General features: G+C 69.8%; 14 protein-coding genes. 3 read left to right on the forward strand and 11 right to left on the reverse strand.

Going from position 1 to position 14,083, the window contains the following annotated elements; genetic code table 11:
* Nucleotides 1–17: 17 nt before the first annotated feature.
* From AOZ06_RS16900 to AOZ06_RS58915, 8 genes are all read right to left on the reverse strand, one after another.
* On the reverse strand, nt 18–1,025 hold the full coding sequence (locus AOZ06_RS16900; protein ID WP_054290269.1) for a methyltransferase: 1,008 nt from the start codon (nt 1,023–1,025) through the stop codon (nt 18–20).
* A gap of 127 nt (nt 1,026–1,152) precedes the next feature.
* Complete coding sequence (locus AOZ06_RS16905; RefSeq protein WP_054290270.1) at nt 1,153–2,967, reverse strand: non-ribosomal peptide synthetase; 1,815 nt, start codon at nt 2,965–2,967, stop codon at nt 1,153–1,155.
* A complete protein-coding gene (locus tag AOZ06_RS16910; RefSeq protein ID WP_054290271.1) occupies nt 2,964–3,920 on the reverse strand; it encodes a fatty acid desaturase family protein in 957 nt (318 codons plus the stop codon). The genes AOZ06_RS16905 and AOZ06_RS16910 overlap by 4 nt, the downstream gene beginning before the upstream one ends.
* A gap of 7 nt (nt 3,921–3,927) precedes the next feature.
* Nucleotides 3,928–5,001 carry a hypothetical protein gene (locus tag AOZ06_RS16915; RefSeq protein WP_054290272.1) on the reverse strand — a complete coding sequence of 358 codons (1,074 nt, stop codon included), beginning with the start codon at nt 4,999–5,001 and terminating at the stop codon, nt 3,928–3,930.
* Nucleotides 4,998–5,744 (reverse strand): thioesterase II family protein, encoded by a 747-nt coding sequence (locus tag AOZ06_RS16920; protein ID WP_054290273.1) that lies wholly within the window; start codon nt 5,742–5,744, stop codon nt 4,998–5,000. Before AOZ06_RS16920 ends, AOZ06_RS16915 begins: the two co-directional genes overlap by 4 nt.
* Nucleotides 5,741–7,030, reverse strand: coding sequence for a cytochrome P450 (locus AOZ06_RS16925; protein WP_054290274.1), 1,290 nt, complete (start codon nt 7,028–7,030; stop codon nt 5,741–5,743). The genes AOZ06_RS16920 and AOZ06_RS16925 overlap by 4 nt, the downstream gene beginning before the upstream one ends.
* A complete protein-coding gene (locus AOZ06_RS16930) occupies nt 7,027–8,721 on the reverse strand; it encodes a non-ribosomal peptide synthetase (RefSeq protein WP_083471751.1) in 1,695 nt (564 codons plus the stop codon). The genes AOZ06_RS16925 and AOZ06_RS16930 overlap by 4 nt, the downstream gene beginning before the upstream one ends.
* A 16-nt stretch (nt 8,722–8,737) precedes the next feature.
* Entirely contained in the window at nt 8,738–9,445 is a 708-nt protein-coding gene (locus AOZ06_RS58915; protein WP_218922007.1) for a hypothetical protein, read from the reverse strand.
* A 293-nt stretch (nt 9,446–9,738) separates the two neighbouring features.
* Here AOZ06_RS58915 and AOZ06_RS16940 point away from each other — a divergent pair, with 293 nt between their 5' ends.
* The 3 genes from AOZ06_RS16940 to AOZ06_RS16950 are packed head-to-tail and all read left to right on the forward strand — an operon-like array spanning nt 9,739 to nt 11,310.
* On the forward strand, nt 9,739–10,887 hold the full coding sequence (locus AOZ06_RS16940) for an NAD(P)/FAD-dependent oxidoreductase (protein ID WP_054290276.1): 1,149 nt from the start codon (nt 9,739–9,741) through the stop codon (nt 10,885–10,887).
* Nucleotides 10,880–11,116 (forward strand): phosphopantetheine-binding protein, encoded by a 237-nt coding sequence (locus tag AOZ06_RS16945; RefSeq protein WP_054290277.1) that lies wholly within the window; start codon nt 10,880–10,882, stop codon nt 11,114–11,116. The genes AOZ06_RS16940 and AOZ06_RS16945 overlap by 8 nt, the downstream gene beginning before the upstream one ends.
* Nucleotides 11,113–11,310, forward strand: a complete 198-nt coding sequence (locus tag AOZ06_RS16950; protein ID WP_054290278.1) for an MbtH family protein — start codon at nt 11,113–11,115, stop codon at nt 11,308–11,310. Before AOZ06_RS16945 ends, AOZ06_RS16950 begins: the two co-directional genes overlap by 4 nt.
* Nucleotides 11,311–11,371: 61 nt before the next feature.
* Here the strand turns inward: AOZ06_RS16950 and AOZ06_RS16955 are convergent, their stop codons facing one another.
* The 3 genes from AOZ06_RS16955 to AOZ06_RS16965 all read right to left on the reverse strand — a co-directional run bounded on the left by AOZ06_RS16955 (nt 11,372) and on the right by AOZ06_RS16965 (nt 14,017).
* A complete protein-coding gene (locus AOZ06_RS16955) occupies nt 11,372–12,226 on the reverse strand; it encodes a hypothetical protein (protein ID WP_054290279.1) in 855 nt (284 codons plus the stop codon).
* Nucleotides 12,227–12,290: 64 nt separating this feature from the next.
* Nucleotides 12,291–13,274: an aldo/keto reductase gene (locus AOZ06_RS16960; protein WP_054290280.1), complete on the reverse strand. Its 984-nt coding sequence runs from the start codon at nt 13,272–13,274 to the stop codon at nt 12,291–12,293.
* Nucleotides 13,271–14,017: a 2OG-Fe dioxygenase family protein gene (locus AOZ06_RS16965; protein WP_054290281.1), complete on the reverse strand. Its 747-nt coding sequence runs from the start codon at nt 14,015–14,017 to the stop codon at nt 13,271–13,273. Before AOZ06_RS16965 ends, AOZ06_RS16960 begins: the two co-directional genes overlap by 4 nt.
* Nucleotides 14,018–14,083 lie beyond the last annotated feature (66 nt).

Genomic DNA, 14,083 nt, shown 5'->3' on the forward strand with positions numbered 1-14,083 from the left:
AGGACCTCCGGGTGGGATCAGACCGGGACGGCTTCGACGACCGACGCGGCACCGGCCGTCGGCACCACCCGGCGCAGTTCGAAGCCCGCGGCTGCGAGCAGTTCTCGGTATTCCTCGGTGGTGCGGTGCCTGCCGCCGAACTCCAGCAGCAGGTCGAGGTCAACGAGCTTGCCCAGGTGCGGCGAATCGTCATCGGGCAGCACCAGTGCCAGCAGCAGCAGTTCGCCGTGCTCGCCGACGGACGCGCGCACCGAACGCAGGATCTCCAGCGCCTTGTCCCGCGGCCAGTCGTGCAGGACGTGCTTGAGCACGTAGGCGTCCCCGCCGGTCGGGATGGTGTCGAAGAACGATCCACTGTGGATGACGCAGCGGTCGGCCACCCCGGCCTCGGCCAGCACGGGCGGCGCGCTCGCGGTGACCGACTCCATGTCGAAGAGGATGCCGTTGGCGTTCGGTGCCGCCTGGAGGATGGCCGCGAGCAGCCTGCCCTGGCCGCCGCCGACGTCCACGATCGTGCCGAAGCGGCTGAAGTCGTACGCGTCCAGGATGGTCGGTGTCTCGATGTTGGAGCTGAACGTCATCGCCTGGTTGAACAGGTCGGCGTACTCCTCGTCACGGGCGAGGTACTCGAACACCCGCATACCGCGCAGTTTCCAGAACGCCGGCTCACCGGTCACCACCGAGTGGGTCAGTTCGCCCCACGTTTCCCAGGTGATCGGGTGCCCGGCCATCAGCACCAACGCGCGCACCGAGTTCGGCGCGTCCGAGCGCAGTGCGTCGGCCATCGGTGTGAGGGTGAAGCGTTTGCCCGGCTGTTCGGCGAAGATCGACCTGGTCGTGAGCGCGCGCAGCAGCCGGTACGTGCCGTCCGGGTTCGCGCCGACCTCGGCGGCGATCTCGTCGGCGGTCCTGGGCCCCTCGGCGAGCACGTCCGCGACCCCGAGTTTCGCGGCGGTGTAGATGGCCTGCGCGGTGCAACCGCCGACCACCATCTCCATCAGGTCGTTCGTCGGGCTCTCGGACATGGTCGCTCCTTGGGCTGGTGATGTGGAAACTAGTGATCCGTGCTGGCAGGTGGCGGGCACGCGACCGCCCGCCCGCGCCGGCGCTTGCGCAGGTAGACCGCTGTCCTGTGGGGGCGCGGCTGGTTCACTACGGGGCCTCGCCGCCCAGGTCGGCCAGCATCGCGGCGACCTCGTCGTCGGACAGGCAGGCGATCTTGCGGTGCAGCGCGGCCACCTCGGCGACCCGGCCGAGGTCGGGATCCCTTGCGCGGATCTCGACGGCGAGCCGCGCGATCGTCGGCGCCCGCAGCGTGGCCTGGACCGGCAACGGTACGCCGAACAGTTCCCGCAGCCGGGCGCTCAGTTGCGCCGCGAGCAGGGAATGCCCGCCGAGGACGAAGAAGTTGTCGTCCACATTGGCCTGGCGGTCGGTGTGGCCGAGTACCTCGTACCACGCGCGGGAGACCAGCTCCTCCACGTCGTCACGAGGCGGCACGACCGTGGTGGACGCCGGGGCCGGCAGTGCGGCCCGGTCCACCTTCCCGTTGGGAGTCAACGGGAACCGTTCCAGCGCGAGGACCGCGGCCGGGACGATCGCGGCGGGCAGCACCTGCCGCAACCGGTCCAGGATGGCGTCCGGGTCCGGCTTCTCGCCGCGGTAGGTGACGTAGCCGACGATGTGGCCGCTGCCCGGCACGGCGACCGCGTCGAGCACACCGGGGTGTTCGCGCAGGCGGGCAGCGATCTCCCCGAGTTCGACGCGGACACCGCGGATCTTGACCTGGTCGTCGGCGCGGCCGAGGAACTCGATCGCGCCGTCCGGGCGGCGCCTGCCGATGTCACCGGTCCGGTAGAGCCTGCTGCCGGAGCCGAACGGGTCGGGGATGAACCGGTCCGCGGTCATGCCCGGTCTGCCGAGGTAGCCACGGGCCAGACCGGCTCCGCCGACGTGCAGCTCGCCGGGCTTTCCGTCCGGCACCGGCATCAGCGTCTCGTCGAGCAGGTACGCGGTGACGCCGTCGATGGCACGCCCGATCGGTGGGGGGACGGCCTCGCCCGGCAGTACGGTGCCCGCCGTGCTGACAACGCTGGCCTCGGTCGGCCCGTAGTGGTTGACCAGCTGGTACGGCGTACCAGGTGATGGCGCGGAGGTCAGCGCGTCCCCGCCGGTGAGCACCGTGCGCAGGGCCGACGGCGGAGTGGGCAGCCGCAGGACCTCCTCGGCGATCGGGGTCGGCAGGAACGTCACGGTGATGCCCGATGACGTCAACCAGGACAGCAGCCGCTGCGGGTCGAGCCGGACATCCGCCGGGGGCAGGTGCAGGGTGGCGCCGGCGGCCAGCGTCGGCCAGATCTCCCAGACCGACGCGTCGAAACCGATCGCGGCGACGTGGCCGCAGTGGTCGCCCGGCCTGATCCGGTACCGCGTCACGTGCCAGCCGATCAGGTTGGCCAGGCCCCGGTGCGGGACGTGGACCCCTTTGGGGACGCCGGTCGAGCCCGACGTGTAGATCACGTACGCCAGCGCGTCCGCGTGGATCCGGACGCCGGGGTCGTGCGCGGGAAGCGCGGAGAAATCGTCGTCCATGTCCACCACGGCAGGGCAAGCGGGCAGCGTGACGGCGACCGGCTCAGCGGTGATCAGCACGGGTGGCCGGGCATCGTCGAGAATGCCGCTGAGCCGTCGCGCCGGGTACTCCGGGTCGAGCGGCAGGTACGCGCCGCCCGCCCGCAGCACCGCGAGCAGCGCGACGATCAGTTCGGGGCCGCGGGGCAGGCCGACGGCGACCGGCACGTCCGGCCCGACACCGAGTCCGAGCAGGTGATGTGCCAGGCGGTTCGCGCGTTCGTCCAGTTCGCGGTAGCCGAGTACGGCGCTCCCGGTGACGATGGCGGGAGCGCCCGGCCGAGCCGCGGCCTGCTCGGCCACCTGGACCGGGCACGGCCGGAAACCCCTGATCATCCCGGGCTCCTGGTGGTCTTGTCCTTGTGCAGCAACGGGCGGTCGCGGTGCAGGAAGCCCAGCATCGCCGGTACCGGGCTGACGATCCGGGGCTGTGCCTCCAGCTCGTCCTCACGCCGGTCCCGGACCGTGGGCAGCTTGCTCCAGTGCGTGGCCGGGCTCAGGTGGTGTTCCTGGTGGTAGCCGTCGTTGAACGCGACCAGGTTGTAGAGCCTGCTGTAGTGGCTGACCGCGTCCGCCGCGCGGTTGCTCGGGTCGGCCCCGTAGTGGCGGTAGTAGTTCTGCACGTTCACCATCGCCAGCGCCACGAAGAAAGCGGGGATGTAGCAGAACAGCGTCCACTGCCAGGAGATGACCGCGAAGCCCGCCAGCGCGAGGCAGTGCGCCGCCCGGTCGGCCTGGACCTGGCGCAACTCCCTGGTGCGCTTGGGTTCCCGGCTGGCCGCCAGGGTCAGCAGGTTCTGCTCGTGTGCGCCGACCCGCCACAGCCTGGTGACCGCGTACAGGTCCTTCGCTCTGTCCAGCATGGACTCGGCGGCGCCTTGGAACACGTAGCGCAGCAACGGTGTGTGCTCGCCGTTCTCACCGTCCTTGTAGGTGGAGGACTTGTCACGAGTCGTGCCGTCCGGCCCGATCGGGTCGTTGTTGAACCGGTGGTGGTTGCGCACGTGCGTCAGGTGGTAGGCCTGGACGGACTGTCCGATGTCGACGGAGTTCAGCAGCGACGCCACGGCGTTCAGCCGGGCCGACGCGAACCACGGCACGTGCGTGAACAGGTGGGACACCACGATGACGTTGTACGCGGTCATCACCGCGATCACCACGAAACCGATGACGCGCCAGGCGACGGACGCCTCGTCCCACCCGGCGGCCAGCCAGATCATCACCGCCAGCTGCACCACGCTGAAGGCCAGCAGGATCCCGTCCCTGGGCGAGTGCTTCCAGATCCGCATGGTGCTCCTAGAAGTACGACTTGAGGGAACCGCGCCGCCGGACGTCGAGCGTGGCGCAGTGGAACGAGCCGCCGAAGCTGTTGAAGTTGCGGAAGTTGCACAGCACCGGGGTGAGCCCGAAGTTCTTCATCGCCTGGATCATCGGCTCGTCCTGGCGCTCGACCATCACCCGGTCCTCGTCCAGCATCAGGATGTTCATGTTGATCCACTTGCTGGTCATGTACAGCGGGTGCGCGTCGGGCAGGACCGGCGCCGGCGCCTCCAGCACGTCCCAGCCCTTGAACATGGCGGGCACCTCGGGCACCCGTTCCGGGTTGACCAGCAGCTTGCCCGGTGCGATCGGCACGATGGTGGCGTCGATGTGCATCGGGTGCGAGTCGGCGAACTCGAAGACGTGGATCCGGTAGTCCTCACCGAGGTGCCTGCGCAGCCAGTCGATGCCGAAGTCGTTGGTGACGTTGCTCTTCTGCGCGATGATGTCGCGGCCGAGCCGGGTGAAGTCGGCCGCGTCGAACGTCGGCTCGAACTCGGTCACCACCAGCCGCGGCGAGCCGCCGTCGTCGCCGTCGGTCCAGTCCTGGTCGAACTGCGCGTCGGTCAGCTCGGGTTTCGGGCCCGCGCTCCACTTCGCGCCGCCGTGGAAGTACTCCTTGAGCAGTGGCCGGTAGGCGAGCGACTCGTAGTACCGCGACCGCCACGCCATCGGGCACTCGATCACGTCGTCACCGACCACCAGCAGCGCGTCCCGCGGCATGGCCGCGTACATCCCGGTGCTCGACCAGTCCAGAGTGGAGTACTCGGTGCGTTGCGGGATGGGCTCCGGCCTGCGCACGGTGACGCCCTCGGCCTCGAGGATGTGCGCGAACTCGTCGAGCTCCTGGCGTGCCGCCGCGACCCGCTCCGGCGGGAACGGCATGCCCGCGTTGCGCCGGAACGTCTCGTGCTGGTTCGCGGGCAGCACCGGTGGCAGCGCCACGTGCCACGGAGGGAATGCGGCATCGTCGACGATGCCGACGATGACCTCCTCAAGCGGATCCCACTCGGTGTACGAGCACACCGGGCCCTGGTTGTCGCCTGTCATCGGATCTGCCTTTCGGGTGTACGCAGGCCCGCGGCCAGTTCGGCCTGCAGTGCCAGCGGTGCCTTCAGGAACTCGTGGTGGGTACCGGCCAGGACGGTCCGGTGGAACCGGTCCGGCGCGGCGTAGGCGGGCCAGCCGTCCATCTGCGCGGGCCTGATCTCCCGGTCCTCGCTCCAGCCGATGGCCCGCAGCTCACCGGGCAGCACGACCGGTTCGGCCAGGTGGTAGCGCTGGTTGGCGGTGATGTCCGCGCGCAGCACACGCAGGCTGAGCGCGAGGATGTCCGGCTGGGGTTCACCGCCCATGGCCCTGGTGAGGTCGGCCAGTTCGACGGCCAGTTCGTCGTCGGTCATGCCCAGGAACCGGCCGTACGGGCCGTCGTGCGGCGCGACCTGTGAGGAGATGTAGACGCAGTCCGGCGTGGGGCCGTCGCGCTGTGCGAGCAGCAGTGCGGTGGCGAACCCGGCGAGCGCACCCCCGCAGTGGCCGAAGAAGCCGAAGGGGCGGTCGAAGTACGGTGCCAGCCCGTCGGCGACTTCCTCCGCCAGCTGTTCGTAGGTGCCGTAGTGCGGGTGCTTGATCCGGTTCTCCCGGCCGGGCGGCTGGACCAGGCAGATCTCGATGTCGCCGATGCGCCGCGGCCACTGGGTGAACATGGACGCGCCGAGCCCGGAGTACGGGAAGCAGAACACCCGGGCGGCGCAGTCGTCGGCCGGGCGGCGCAGCAGGAGCCTGTTCTTCACACCGCCACCTGGCCTTCCTCGGCGATGGCCGTGGCGATCTCGCGCGCGGCCTGGTGGTCGAGCCGTGCGGTGACGGGCATGCTCTTGATGCCCGCGACGAAATTCGACGTCAGGTGCTCGACCGGCCCGGCGAGGGCGAACTCCCCGACGGCCGCGACGATCTCGGTGAACAGCATCCGCAGCGCGATCCGCGCCAGCGGCGCGCCGATGCAGTAGTGCGGGCCGAAACCGAACGCCACGTGCCGGTTCGGCGACCGCGCGGTGTCGAACCGGAACGGGTCGGGGAACACCTGCTCGTCCCGGTTGGCCGAACCGAGCCACGCCACCACGGCGTCACCCTCCTTGATCTGCACGCCGTGCAACGTCATGTCCTGGGTGGCGTGCCGCATGAAGTGGTTGGCAGGCGAGGCCCAACGCAGTCCTTCCTCCACGGCGGTGCTCGTCCGCCGGGGCTCCTGCCGCCAGCGCCGGTACTCGTCCGGGTGCTCGATCAGCGCGAGGACCGTGCCCGCCACGGCGTGTGGTGTGGTCACGTTGGCGCCGAGCAGAAGGCTGTAGCAGTTGTAGACGATCTCGTCGTGCTTGAGCGGACGGTCACCTGCCCGCATCCGCACCAGGAAACCGACCAGGTCGTCGGACGGATGGCGTTTGCGGTTGCGCGCCTGCTCGGAGAAGTACGCGAAAAGCTGGTGGTGAGCGGCGGCGAGCGTGCCGTGGCCGTCGGACTGGCGGTACTCCGGGTCCTGCGGCGCGATGGCCATCGTGGTCAGCCCGGCCAGCCGCGGCCAGTCGGACTCCGGCAGTCCCATCAGCGTTCCGGTGAACGCCATCGGGAACCGGGCAGCCGCGCGGGCGATGTCCCACACGCCGCCGTCCAGCAACGGCCCCAGCATGCGCAGGACCACTCGCCGGATGCGCGGATTGTGTTCCTGCAAGGCACTGTGCGAGAGCACCTTGCCCATCGGTTCACGCAACGCGGAGTGCACGGGCGGGTCGCTGGCGGCCATCATCTTGCCGCCGGCCGGGTCCGTGCTGCCGAGTATCGACAGCAGAGTGCCCTGGCTGGACGTGAACCGCGTGTGGTCACGCAGCACGTCGTTCACGTCGTGGTACCGCGTGACCGACCAGAACCCGCGGCCGTCGGGCAGAGTCTGGCGGTGGACGGGCGCGTGCCCGCGCATCGCGGCCCAGATCGCGTGCGGGTCCCCGGTGGCGTAGAGCCCGTGGTCGAACAGGTCCACTGTGTCCAGATCAACCGGGTCGCCGCCTGGCTTGGTGATCCTCATCCGGTGACCTCCAGCAGCGCGGCCAGTTCGGCGATCGTGGGGTTCTCGTAGAACGCCACGGCGGGCACTGTGCGGCCGTAGCGCTCGGCGATCTCGACGGTGATCCGGGTCGCCATCAGCGAATGCCCGCCCAGTTCGAAGAAGTCGTCGTCCACACCGACCTCGGCGACCTGCATCAGGTCGGCCCACAACCCGGCCAGCCACACTTCGTGCTCGTTGCCGGGCGCGCGGTAGTCGGTGCTGAGCTCGGGGCGTTCCGGCAGCTGTGTGGCGGCCAGGCGGTCCCTGTCGACCTTGCCGTTGGGCGTGAGCGGCAATTCCTCCACGCGGACGTACACCGCGGGCAGCATGTAGCGCGGCACGATCGCCGCCAGATGCGCCCGCAGTTCGGCCGAGGTCTCGGTGAGGTCGCTGACGTAGAACGCCGCCAGCACCTTGCCCGCCGGGGAGTCCTGTGCGACCACGGCGGCGTCGTCGATCTCCGGGTGACGCCGCAGCGCGGCCTCGACCTCGCCGGTCTCCACCCGGAAACCCCTGATCTTGACCTGGTTGTCGGCCCGGCCGTGGAACTCCAGCACCCCGTCCGGCCTGCGCCGGGCGAGATCCCCGGTGCGGTAGAGGCGTCCGCCTGGATCCGTGCTGAACGGGTCGGGCACGAACCGTTGCGCGGTCAGCACGGGATCGTTGTGGTACCCGGTGGCCACGCCCAGTCCGCCCGTGCACAGCTCGCCCACGTCACCGTCCGGCACCGGGCGTAGCGTTTCGTCGAGCAGCTGGGCTGTGGTGCCGTGGATCGGCACGCCGATCGGCACCGGACTGCCGCCCACGGACTCGGTGAACACGTGGCAGGTGGTGAACGTCGTGTTCTCCGTCGGCCCGTAACCGTTGACCAGCCGCGTGTCCGGCAGTTCGCGCAGCGCCCGGTCCACGTGCGCGGCCGACAGCGCGTCGCCACCGGCCAACAACGTCCGCAACGACGTCAGCCCGCCGATCCCCGCGTCGACCATGGTGTGGAACAGGCCCGCGGTCAGCCAGAGCACGGTGACTCCCTCGCGCTGGACGACCGAGGTCAGCTCCGCGGGGGACAGGTCGCCGGGCGGGGGGATCGCGAGCCGGGCGCCGTTGAGCAACGCGCCCCAGATCTCCAGCGTGGACGCGTCGAAGGCGACCGCGGCGAACTGGAGGAACACGTCATCCGGCTGGATCGGCAGGAAGTCCTGACCGGACACCAGGCGCAGGACCGCGCGATGGGGCACGCACACGCCCTTGGGGTTGCCGGTGGAACCGGACGTGTAGCCCAGGTACGCCGTCGAGGACGGGCCATGGCCCGGCTCGGGGACCGGTGGGGCCTTGTCCGGCAGACCGGCCAGCAGCTCCGGCGTGATCACCACGCCGGCGCCGGAATCCTTCACCACCAGGGCACGCCGCTCCTCCGGCTGCTGCGGGTCCAGTGCGACGTAACTGCCGCCTGCCTTGAGCACCGCGAGGAGCGCCACGACCAGGTCGGCACCTCGGGGCAGGCCGACAGCGACACGGTCCTCAGTGGACACACCGAGTCCGCGCAGGTGACCGGCCAGCCAGCCGGCGCGCTCGTCCAGTTCGGTGTACGTGAGGCTGCCGTCGGCGGAACTCACCGCCACCCGGTCCGGGTGCGCGGCGAGAACTCGGTGGAACGCGCCGGTGATGGTCATCGGCTTGACTGCCCTCCTAGTCGCCACCCGGCAGCCCGCCGGGTATCGCGGTCCACACCGCGGAAGCCTTGGCCACGAGCTGTCCTGACGTGGTGTGCACTGACGTGCCGACGGTGATCGTGCGGTCCCGCGACGAACGCCGGACCGCCGTCACCACGTGCGGCACGCCTGCTCGGATCGGGCCGGCCATCACCGCGCACATCCGGCTCAGCACAGCGGGCTCGGGATACGTCCAGCCGCCTGGGCAGTCGAGCACGCCCCACACGATCTCCTCCGTGACCGGCTCCCGGGGCGTCCACAGACAAGCCGCCGTGCCCGGCCGGTCAGGGACCGGCCCTGGCGTCAGGTGCAGCCCGTCAACGCGGTCATGGCCGCACACGTAGCACGTGGGGAACGGGTGGTCGGCGCGGCCACGGAAACCCGCGGCCGCTTGCCTGGCCGTGTCGGCGTTGACAGGCATGACCTCGTCGGGCTCGCGGCCGATCGGGCAGACCGTGGCGACCAAAGTGCCGTTCGCCCGCACCATCGCCCGCTTCGGTCCTGGAGTGACCTCGCACGGTGTGTCCAGGGGCGGTGGTTTGAGCAACGTCACCGCGGCAGCGTTGTGCCCCAACGCTGCCTTGGCGAACACCGCACACGCGTATCCACCCTGCGCGGAGTTCGGCGGCCCGTTGTACGTGCGGTCGATGACCGCGATCGTGGTGACCCCCGTTCCTGCTGTCACAAAACCGATGGTGGACCGCTGCTGGGGCAGGCAGATGGCACCGCCCGTGCCCGCCGGACGCGGCAACAGCGCAGGTCAGCGCGGTCAGTGTCAGAACGACCACGGTTTTCCCACGGCGGCAGGCCACATTCGCGCCGGTACTCCCGTACCGAATCCACACCGGGGCACGCGCATGGCCACTGTGCTCGGTGTCTTGCCGCGGCGGCGGACCGGATGCCGCACCCGCGCGCCGCCAGGCCGGTGGACGACGATCGAAGCTGTTGCGTGTGGACCGACGTCGTCAGGGAGCCGCGGTGACTGTCCCATCATCCAGCGAGGTCGTGATCATCGGCGGCGGCGTGGTCGGTACGAGCATCGCCTACCACCTCGCCCGAGCAGGTGTCCGTGACGTCGTGCTGCTGGAACGTGACCAGCTCGGCGCCGGGTCCACGTGCAAGGCGGCAGGTGGCCTGCGCGGACAGTTCTCCGACACGCTCAACATCACGCTGAGCACCCGGGGAATGGCCGCCTACCGACGGTTCCCCGAGGAACTCGGGCAGGAGATCGACTACCGCGCGGTCGGCTACCTGTTCCTGCTGTCCAGTCCGGACCAAGTGGCGGCCTTCGAACGCAGTGTGCCGCTGCAGAACTCCCTCGGCGTGCCGAGCCGTCTGCTCGACGTGGCCGAGGCGAAGCGGCTGTCGCCGCTGATCGACACCGACGGGCTGCTGGCGGCTGCGTACTGTCCGGAAGACGGGCACGCGACACCGGAGTCAGTCGTGCTCGGGTACGCCTCAGGCGCCCGGCGGTGCGGCGCCCGGCTGGTCACCCACTGCGAGGTCCTCGGTGTCGAGACCACCGGCAAGGACATCAAGGCGGTGGTCACCAACCAGGGCCGGATCGCCACTTCCACCGTGATCTGCGCGGCGGGCGCGTGGTCGGCCGCCGTGGGCGCGATGGCCGGCGTACCGTTGCCGGTACTGCCGTACCGGCGTCAGCTGGCGTTCACCGGGCCGCTCGACCCGCCGGCCGAGATGCCGTTCACCATCGACTTCGAATCGGCGTTCTACTTCCGCCGGGAGGGCCGGGGACTGATGCTGGGCCTCTCGGATCCCGCGCAGGAGCCGGGCTTCCACCTCGATCCGACCCAGGAGTGGCTGGACGGACTGGCTCTCGCGATCGAACGGCGTGCCCCCGGCGTGCTCGACCTCGGCTTCACCACGAGCTGGGCCGGCCTGTACGAGGTGACACCGGACCACAACGCCCTGATCGGCGAGGCCAGCGAGGTCAGCAGGTTCCTCTACGCCACGGGGTTTTCCGGGCACGGATTCATGCAGGCCCCGGCAGTCGGCGAGGTGGTGCGCGACCTGGTGCTCGACCGCGTGCCCACTGTGGACGTCACACCGCTCGACGCGGGGCGGTTCGCCAACGCCGAGCACCGAACGGAGCTGAACTATGTCTGATACCGCGGACCGGATCGTGGCCTCGTGGCAGAAGGTGCTCGACGCGCCCGAGGTGACCGACGACGACGACTTCTTCGAACTCGGCGGCAACTCGATCATGGTCACCCGGATCGTGTCGTACCTGCGCAGGGAACTGGGCGTGGAAGTGGACATGCTGCAGGTGTGGGACACCCCGACGTTCGGCGAGTTCCGGGCGGCGGTCGAGAAACTGGTGGAGGGAAACCGATGACGGAGACCGAGCGCTACGCGGTCGTGGTGAACGACGAGGAGCAGTACTCGATCTGGCGCGCCGACCAGCCGCTGCCCCCGGGATGGCGTGGTGAAGGCGTGTCGGGCACGAAGCAGGAATGCCTGGCCCACATCGACGAGGTCTGGACCGACATGCGTCCCCGCAGCCTCCGCGAACGCATGACCACGGCCTGAAAAACCCTCGTGAGTGGTTGGTCCGGTTCTAACCGGACCAACCACTCACGAGGGTTTTCGCCTATGTCCACCAGAGGAATTCGCCCTGGTTGTCCAAGCCTGTGAAACACGTGAGCAGTAGCCTGCCGCGGTCGGTGTCCGCGCCGCTGCCCAGCACCGCGTGCACCAGGTTGCCGTTGATCACGCACAGGTCGCCCGCGCGAACGGGCACGGTCAGGCTCTGGTGTTCGGCGAGCGGTTCGATGGGATACGGGAAACCGCTGTGCGTCAGCCCCAGGCGGTCCCGTGTCGCGTCGTCCGGGAGTACGTTCCAGATCCTCAGCTGCCCGCCCGCTCCCGGGACACGCGGGTAGATGTTCACGGCCATCACCCGCCGGACCCCCTGGATCTCGAACCCGTGCTGCAGCGGGTCGCTCAGCTGCGCCAGGTCGTCGTGCGGCAACAGCTGGTACTCCCCGGTGTTGTTCCAGCACACAGCCTTCGAACCGGCAGCGCTGCGGCCCTCGTGCGCGGCGGGACGTGCCGACGGCAACGACGGGGCCACCCGCGAGCGGAAAGCCGACATCGGGTCGGTGGCGCCGTCGTACAAGGCGTTCACCGCCTCGGCGGTCCTGGTGACCTCGTCGAGATAGTCCGATGTGGACTTCTCGATGTGCGAGGCGCCCACGAGGTACGCCTCGACACCGTCCGCTCCGTCGCCGTACCGGGGCGTGCGGTGCGATGAGTTCCAGAAGTTGCCGGTGATCCGGGAGCAGTCCGCCTCGGGCACGAAACCCGGCACCCGGTAGGCGGCGAGCCTGCCGTGCAGCACGTCGAGCACTCGGTCGACGTCCAGCGTGCCGGTGGTCTCGTGCAGCCGGAACGCCTCGGCAGGCAGCGCCGCACCGGTGACGGAGGCGCTGACGTCGGTGGTCATGGGTTCCTCCGGTTGGGAAAAGAATGGCCGCCGCCGGGTGAGAGCGGCGGCGGCCCGGGGTTCGCTAGGCCCGCACCGTGCGCGGGACGGCGTAGGAGAACCGCTCGCCCGACCAGGCTGATCGGCCGATCACGGCTTCCAGTTCGGCCAGGTCCGACGCGGACAGTGCCACGTCGGCCGCCGCGGCGTTCTCCGCCAGCCTGTCCTTGCTGCGGGTGCCGGGGATCGCCGTGACGTCGTCGCCCTGGGCCAGCAGCCACGCCAGCGCGAGCTGGCCGGGTGTCGCGCCGTGTGCGCCGGCCAGGCGGGTGAGTTCGGCGAGCCGCGACTCGTTGGTGGTCAGGTGCTCGCCGTGGAAGCGCTGGTCCGGCAGCCGGTCGTCGTCGCCGGTGAGCGAGCCGATGTTCAGCTTCCCGGTCAGGAATCCCCGGCCGAGCGGGCTGAACGCGACCAGGCCGACACCGAGTTCACGGGCCAGCGGGACGATGTCGTCCTCCAGTTCGCGCCAGAACAGCGACCACTCGTACTGCGCGGCGCTGATCGGGTGCGTGGCCGCGGCGCGCTTGAGCTGGTCCGGCCCGGTCTCGGAGATCCCGAGGTAGCGGACCTTCCCCTCGGCCACCAGTTCGGCCATCGCGCCGACGCTGTCCTCCACCGGCACCTCGGGGTCGACCCGGTGCAGGTAGTACAGGTCGATGTGGTCGGTGCCCAGCCGCGACAACGAGTTCTCGCAGTAACGGCGGATGTTCGCGGGCTTGGCGTCCAGCCCAGGCGGGTCACCGCGCCTCTCGCGGGCGATGCCGAACTTCGTGGCCAGCACGACTTCCTCGCGGCGCCCGGCGACGGCACGGCCGACGAGTTCCTCGTTGTGCCCGGCGCCGTAGCTCATCGAGGTGTCGATCATCGTGACACCGAGGTCGATCGCCCGCTGGAGCACCGCGACCGACTCGGTGTCGTCGGCCGGGCCGTAGTCCTGGGACATGCCCATGCACCCCAGCCCGATCGCCGAGACCGACAGTCCCTGGTTGCCCAGTTTCCGGTTGATCACGCCAGCCGCCCCGGCAGCGCGGTGTAGTTCAGCACCAGCACGTCCCGGTGCGCCGGGCTGTTCTTGTCGACCGCCTCGATCGGCGTGACCTGGTGGAAGGTCTGCTGGTCGTCGCCGAGCAGCAGGTCACCGGCCTCGGCCAGGGTCACTGTCCGCAGGTGGTTCTGCTGCTCGTCGTAGGTGGAGCTGACGCCGCCGGTGATGTTGAGGCGGTCGATCAGCAGCGAGCCGACGAACGTCACGCCGTCGCGGTGACGCCCCTCCGGCGCGGGCTGGCCGATGTTCTCGCCCGCGATGATGCGCACCGGGTGCAGCTTGATCAGCCAGCGCTGGGTCGCGTCGATCGTGGTGAAGATCTGGCCGAGCGAGATCAGCAGGTTGCTCAGCAGCGGGTCGCTGGTGAAGCGCTCGGTGAGCGGCTCGTAGACGCGGTCGACGCCACCGTTGAGCTTGTTGAAGAACTTCTCCTGCCGGTACGGCTCGTGCGGCAGCGCGTTGAGCTCGTTGGTGTGCGGGTAGAGCTCGTACTGGCCGTAACGCCGGTAGCGGTACTTGCCGCCGTCGGCCATGAAAGCGTCGAGCTTGAGGTCTTCCCAGTTCGCCGCGAAATGGGCCCAGTCCTGGGTGGACGCTCCGATGATCGCGGACGTCTGGTCGGACGTCACCAGGTGCTCGCCCGTTTTGGACAGTCCGTCCACGACGGCGTTCGCTTCTTTGCTCAGAACAACGGTATTGCCTGACATGACGGTCCTTTCGGGCGCGAAACGTGTGCCTTGGCCCCATGCTGGCGTGGTCGTGTGGCGGGCCGT

Source organism: Kibdelosporangium phytohabitans, from assembly GCF_001302585.1.
Classification (GTDB): Bacteria; Actinomycetota; Actinomycetes; order Mycobacteriales; family Pseudonocardiaceae; genus Kibdelosporangium; species Kibdelosporangium phytohabitans.

Coding starts and splice junctions, on each gene's coding strand:
- AOZ06_RS16900 (WP_054290269.1), bottom strand. CDS start 1,025: ATGTCCGAGAGCCCGACGAACGACCTGATGGAGATGGTGGTCGGCGGT.
- AOZ06_RS16905 (WP_054290270.1), bottom strand. CDS start 2,967: ATGATCAGGGGTTTCCGGCCGTGCCCGGTCCAGGTGGCCGAGCAGGCC.
- AOZ06_RS16910 (WP_054290271.1), bottom strand. CDS start 3,920: ATGCGGATCTGGAAGCACTCGCCCAGGGACGGGATCCTGCTGGCCTTC.
- AOZ06_RS16915 (WP_054290272.1), bottom strand. CDS start 5,001: ATGACAGGCGACAACCAGGGCCCGGTGTGCTCGTACACCGAGTGGGAT.
- AOZ06_RS16925 (WP_054290274.1), bottom strand. CDS start 7,030: ATGAGGATCACCAAGCCAGGCGGCGACCCGGTTGATCTGGACACAGTG.
- AOZ06_RS16930 (WP_083471751.1), bottom strand. CDS start 8,721: ATGACCATCACCGGCGCGTTCCACCGAGTTCTCGCCGCGCACCCGGAC.
- AOZ06_RS16945 (WP_054290277.1), top strand. CDS start 10,880: ATGTCTGATACCGCGGACCGGATCGTGGCCTCGTGGCAGAAGGTGCTC.
- AOZ06_RS16950 (WP_054290278.1), top strand. CDS start 11,113: ATGACGGAGACCGAGCGCTACGCGGTCGTGGTGAACGACGAGGAGCAG.
- AOZ06_RS16955 (WP_054290279.1), bottom strand. CDS start 12,226: ATGACCACCGACGTCAGCGCCTCCGTCACCGGTGCGGCGCTGCCTGCC.
- AOZ06_RS16965 (WP_054290281.1), bottom strand. CDS start 14,017: ATGTCAGGCAATACCGTTGTTCTGAGCAAAGAAGCGAACGCCGTCGTG.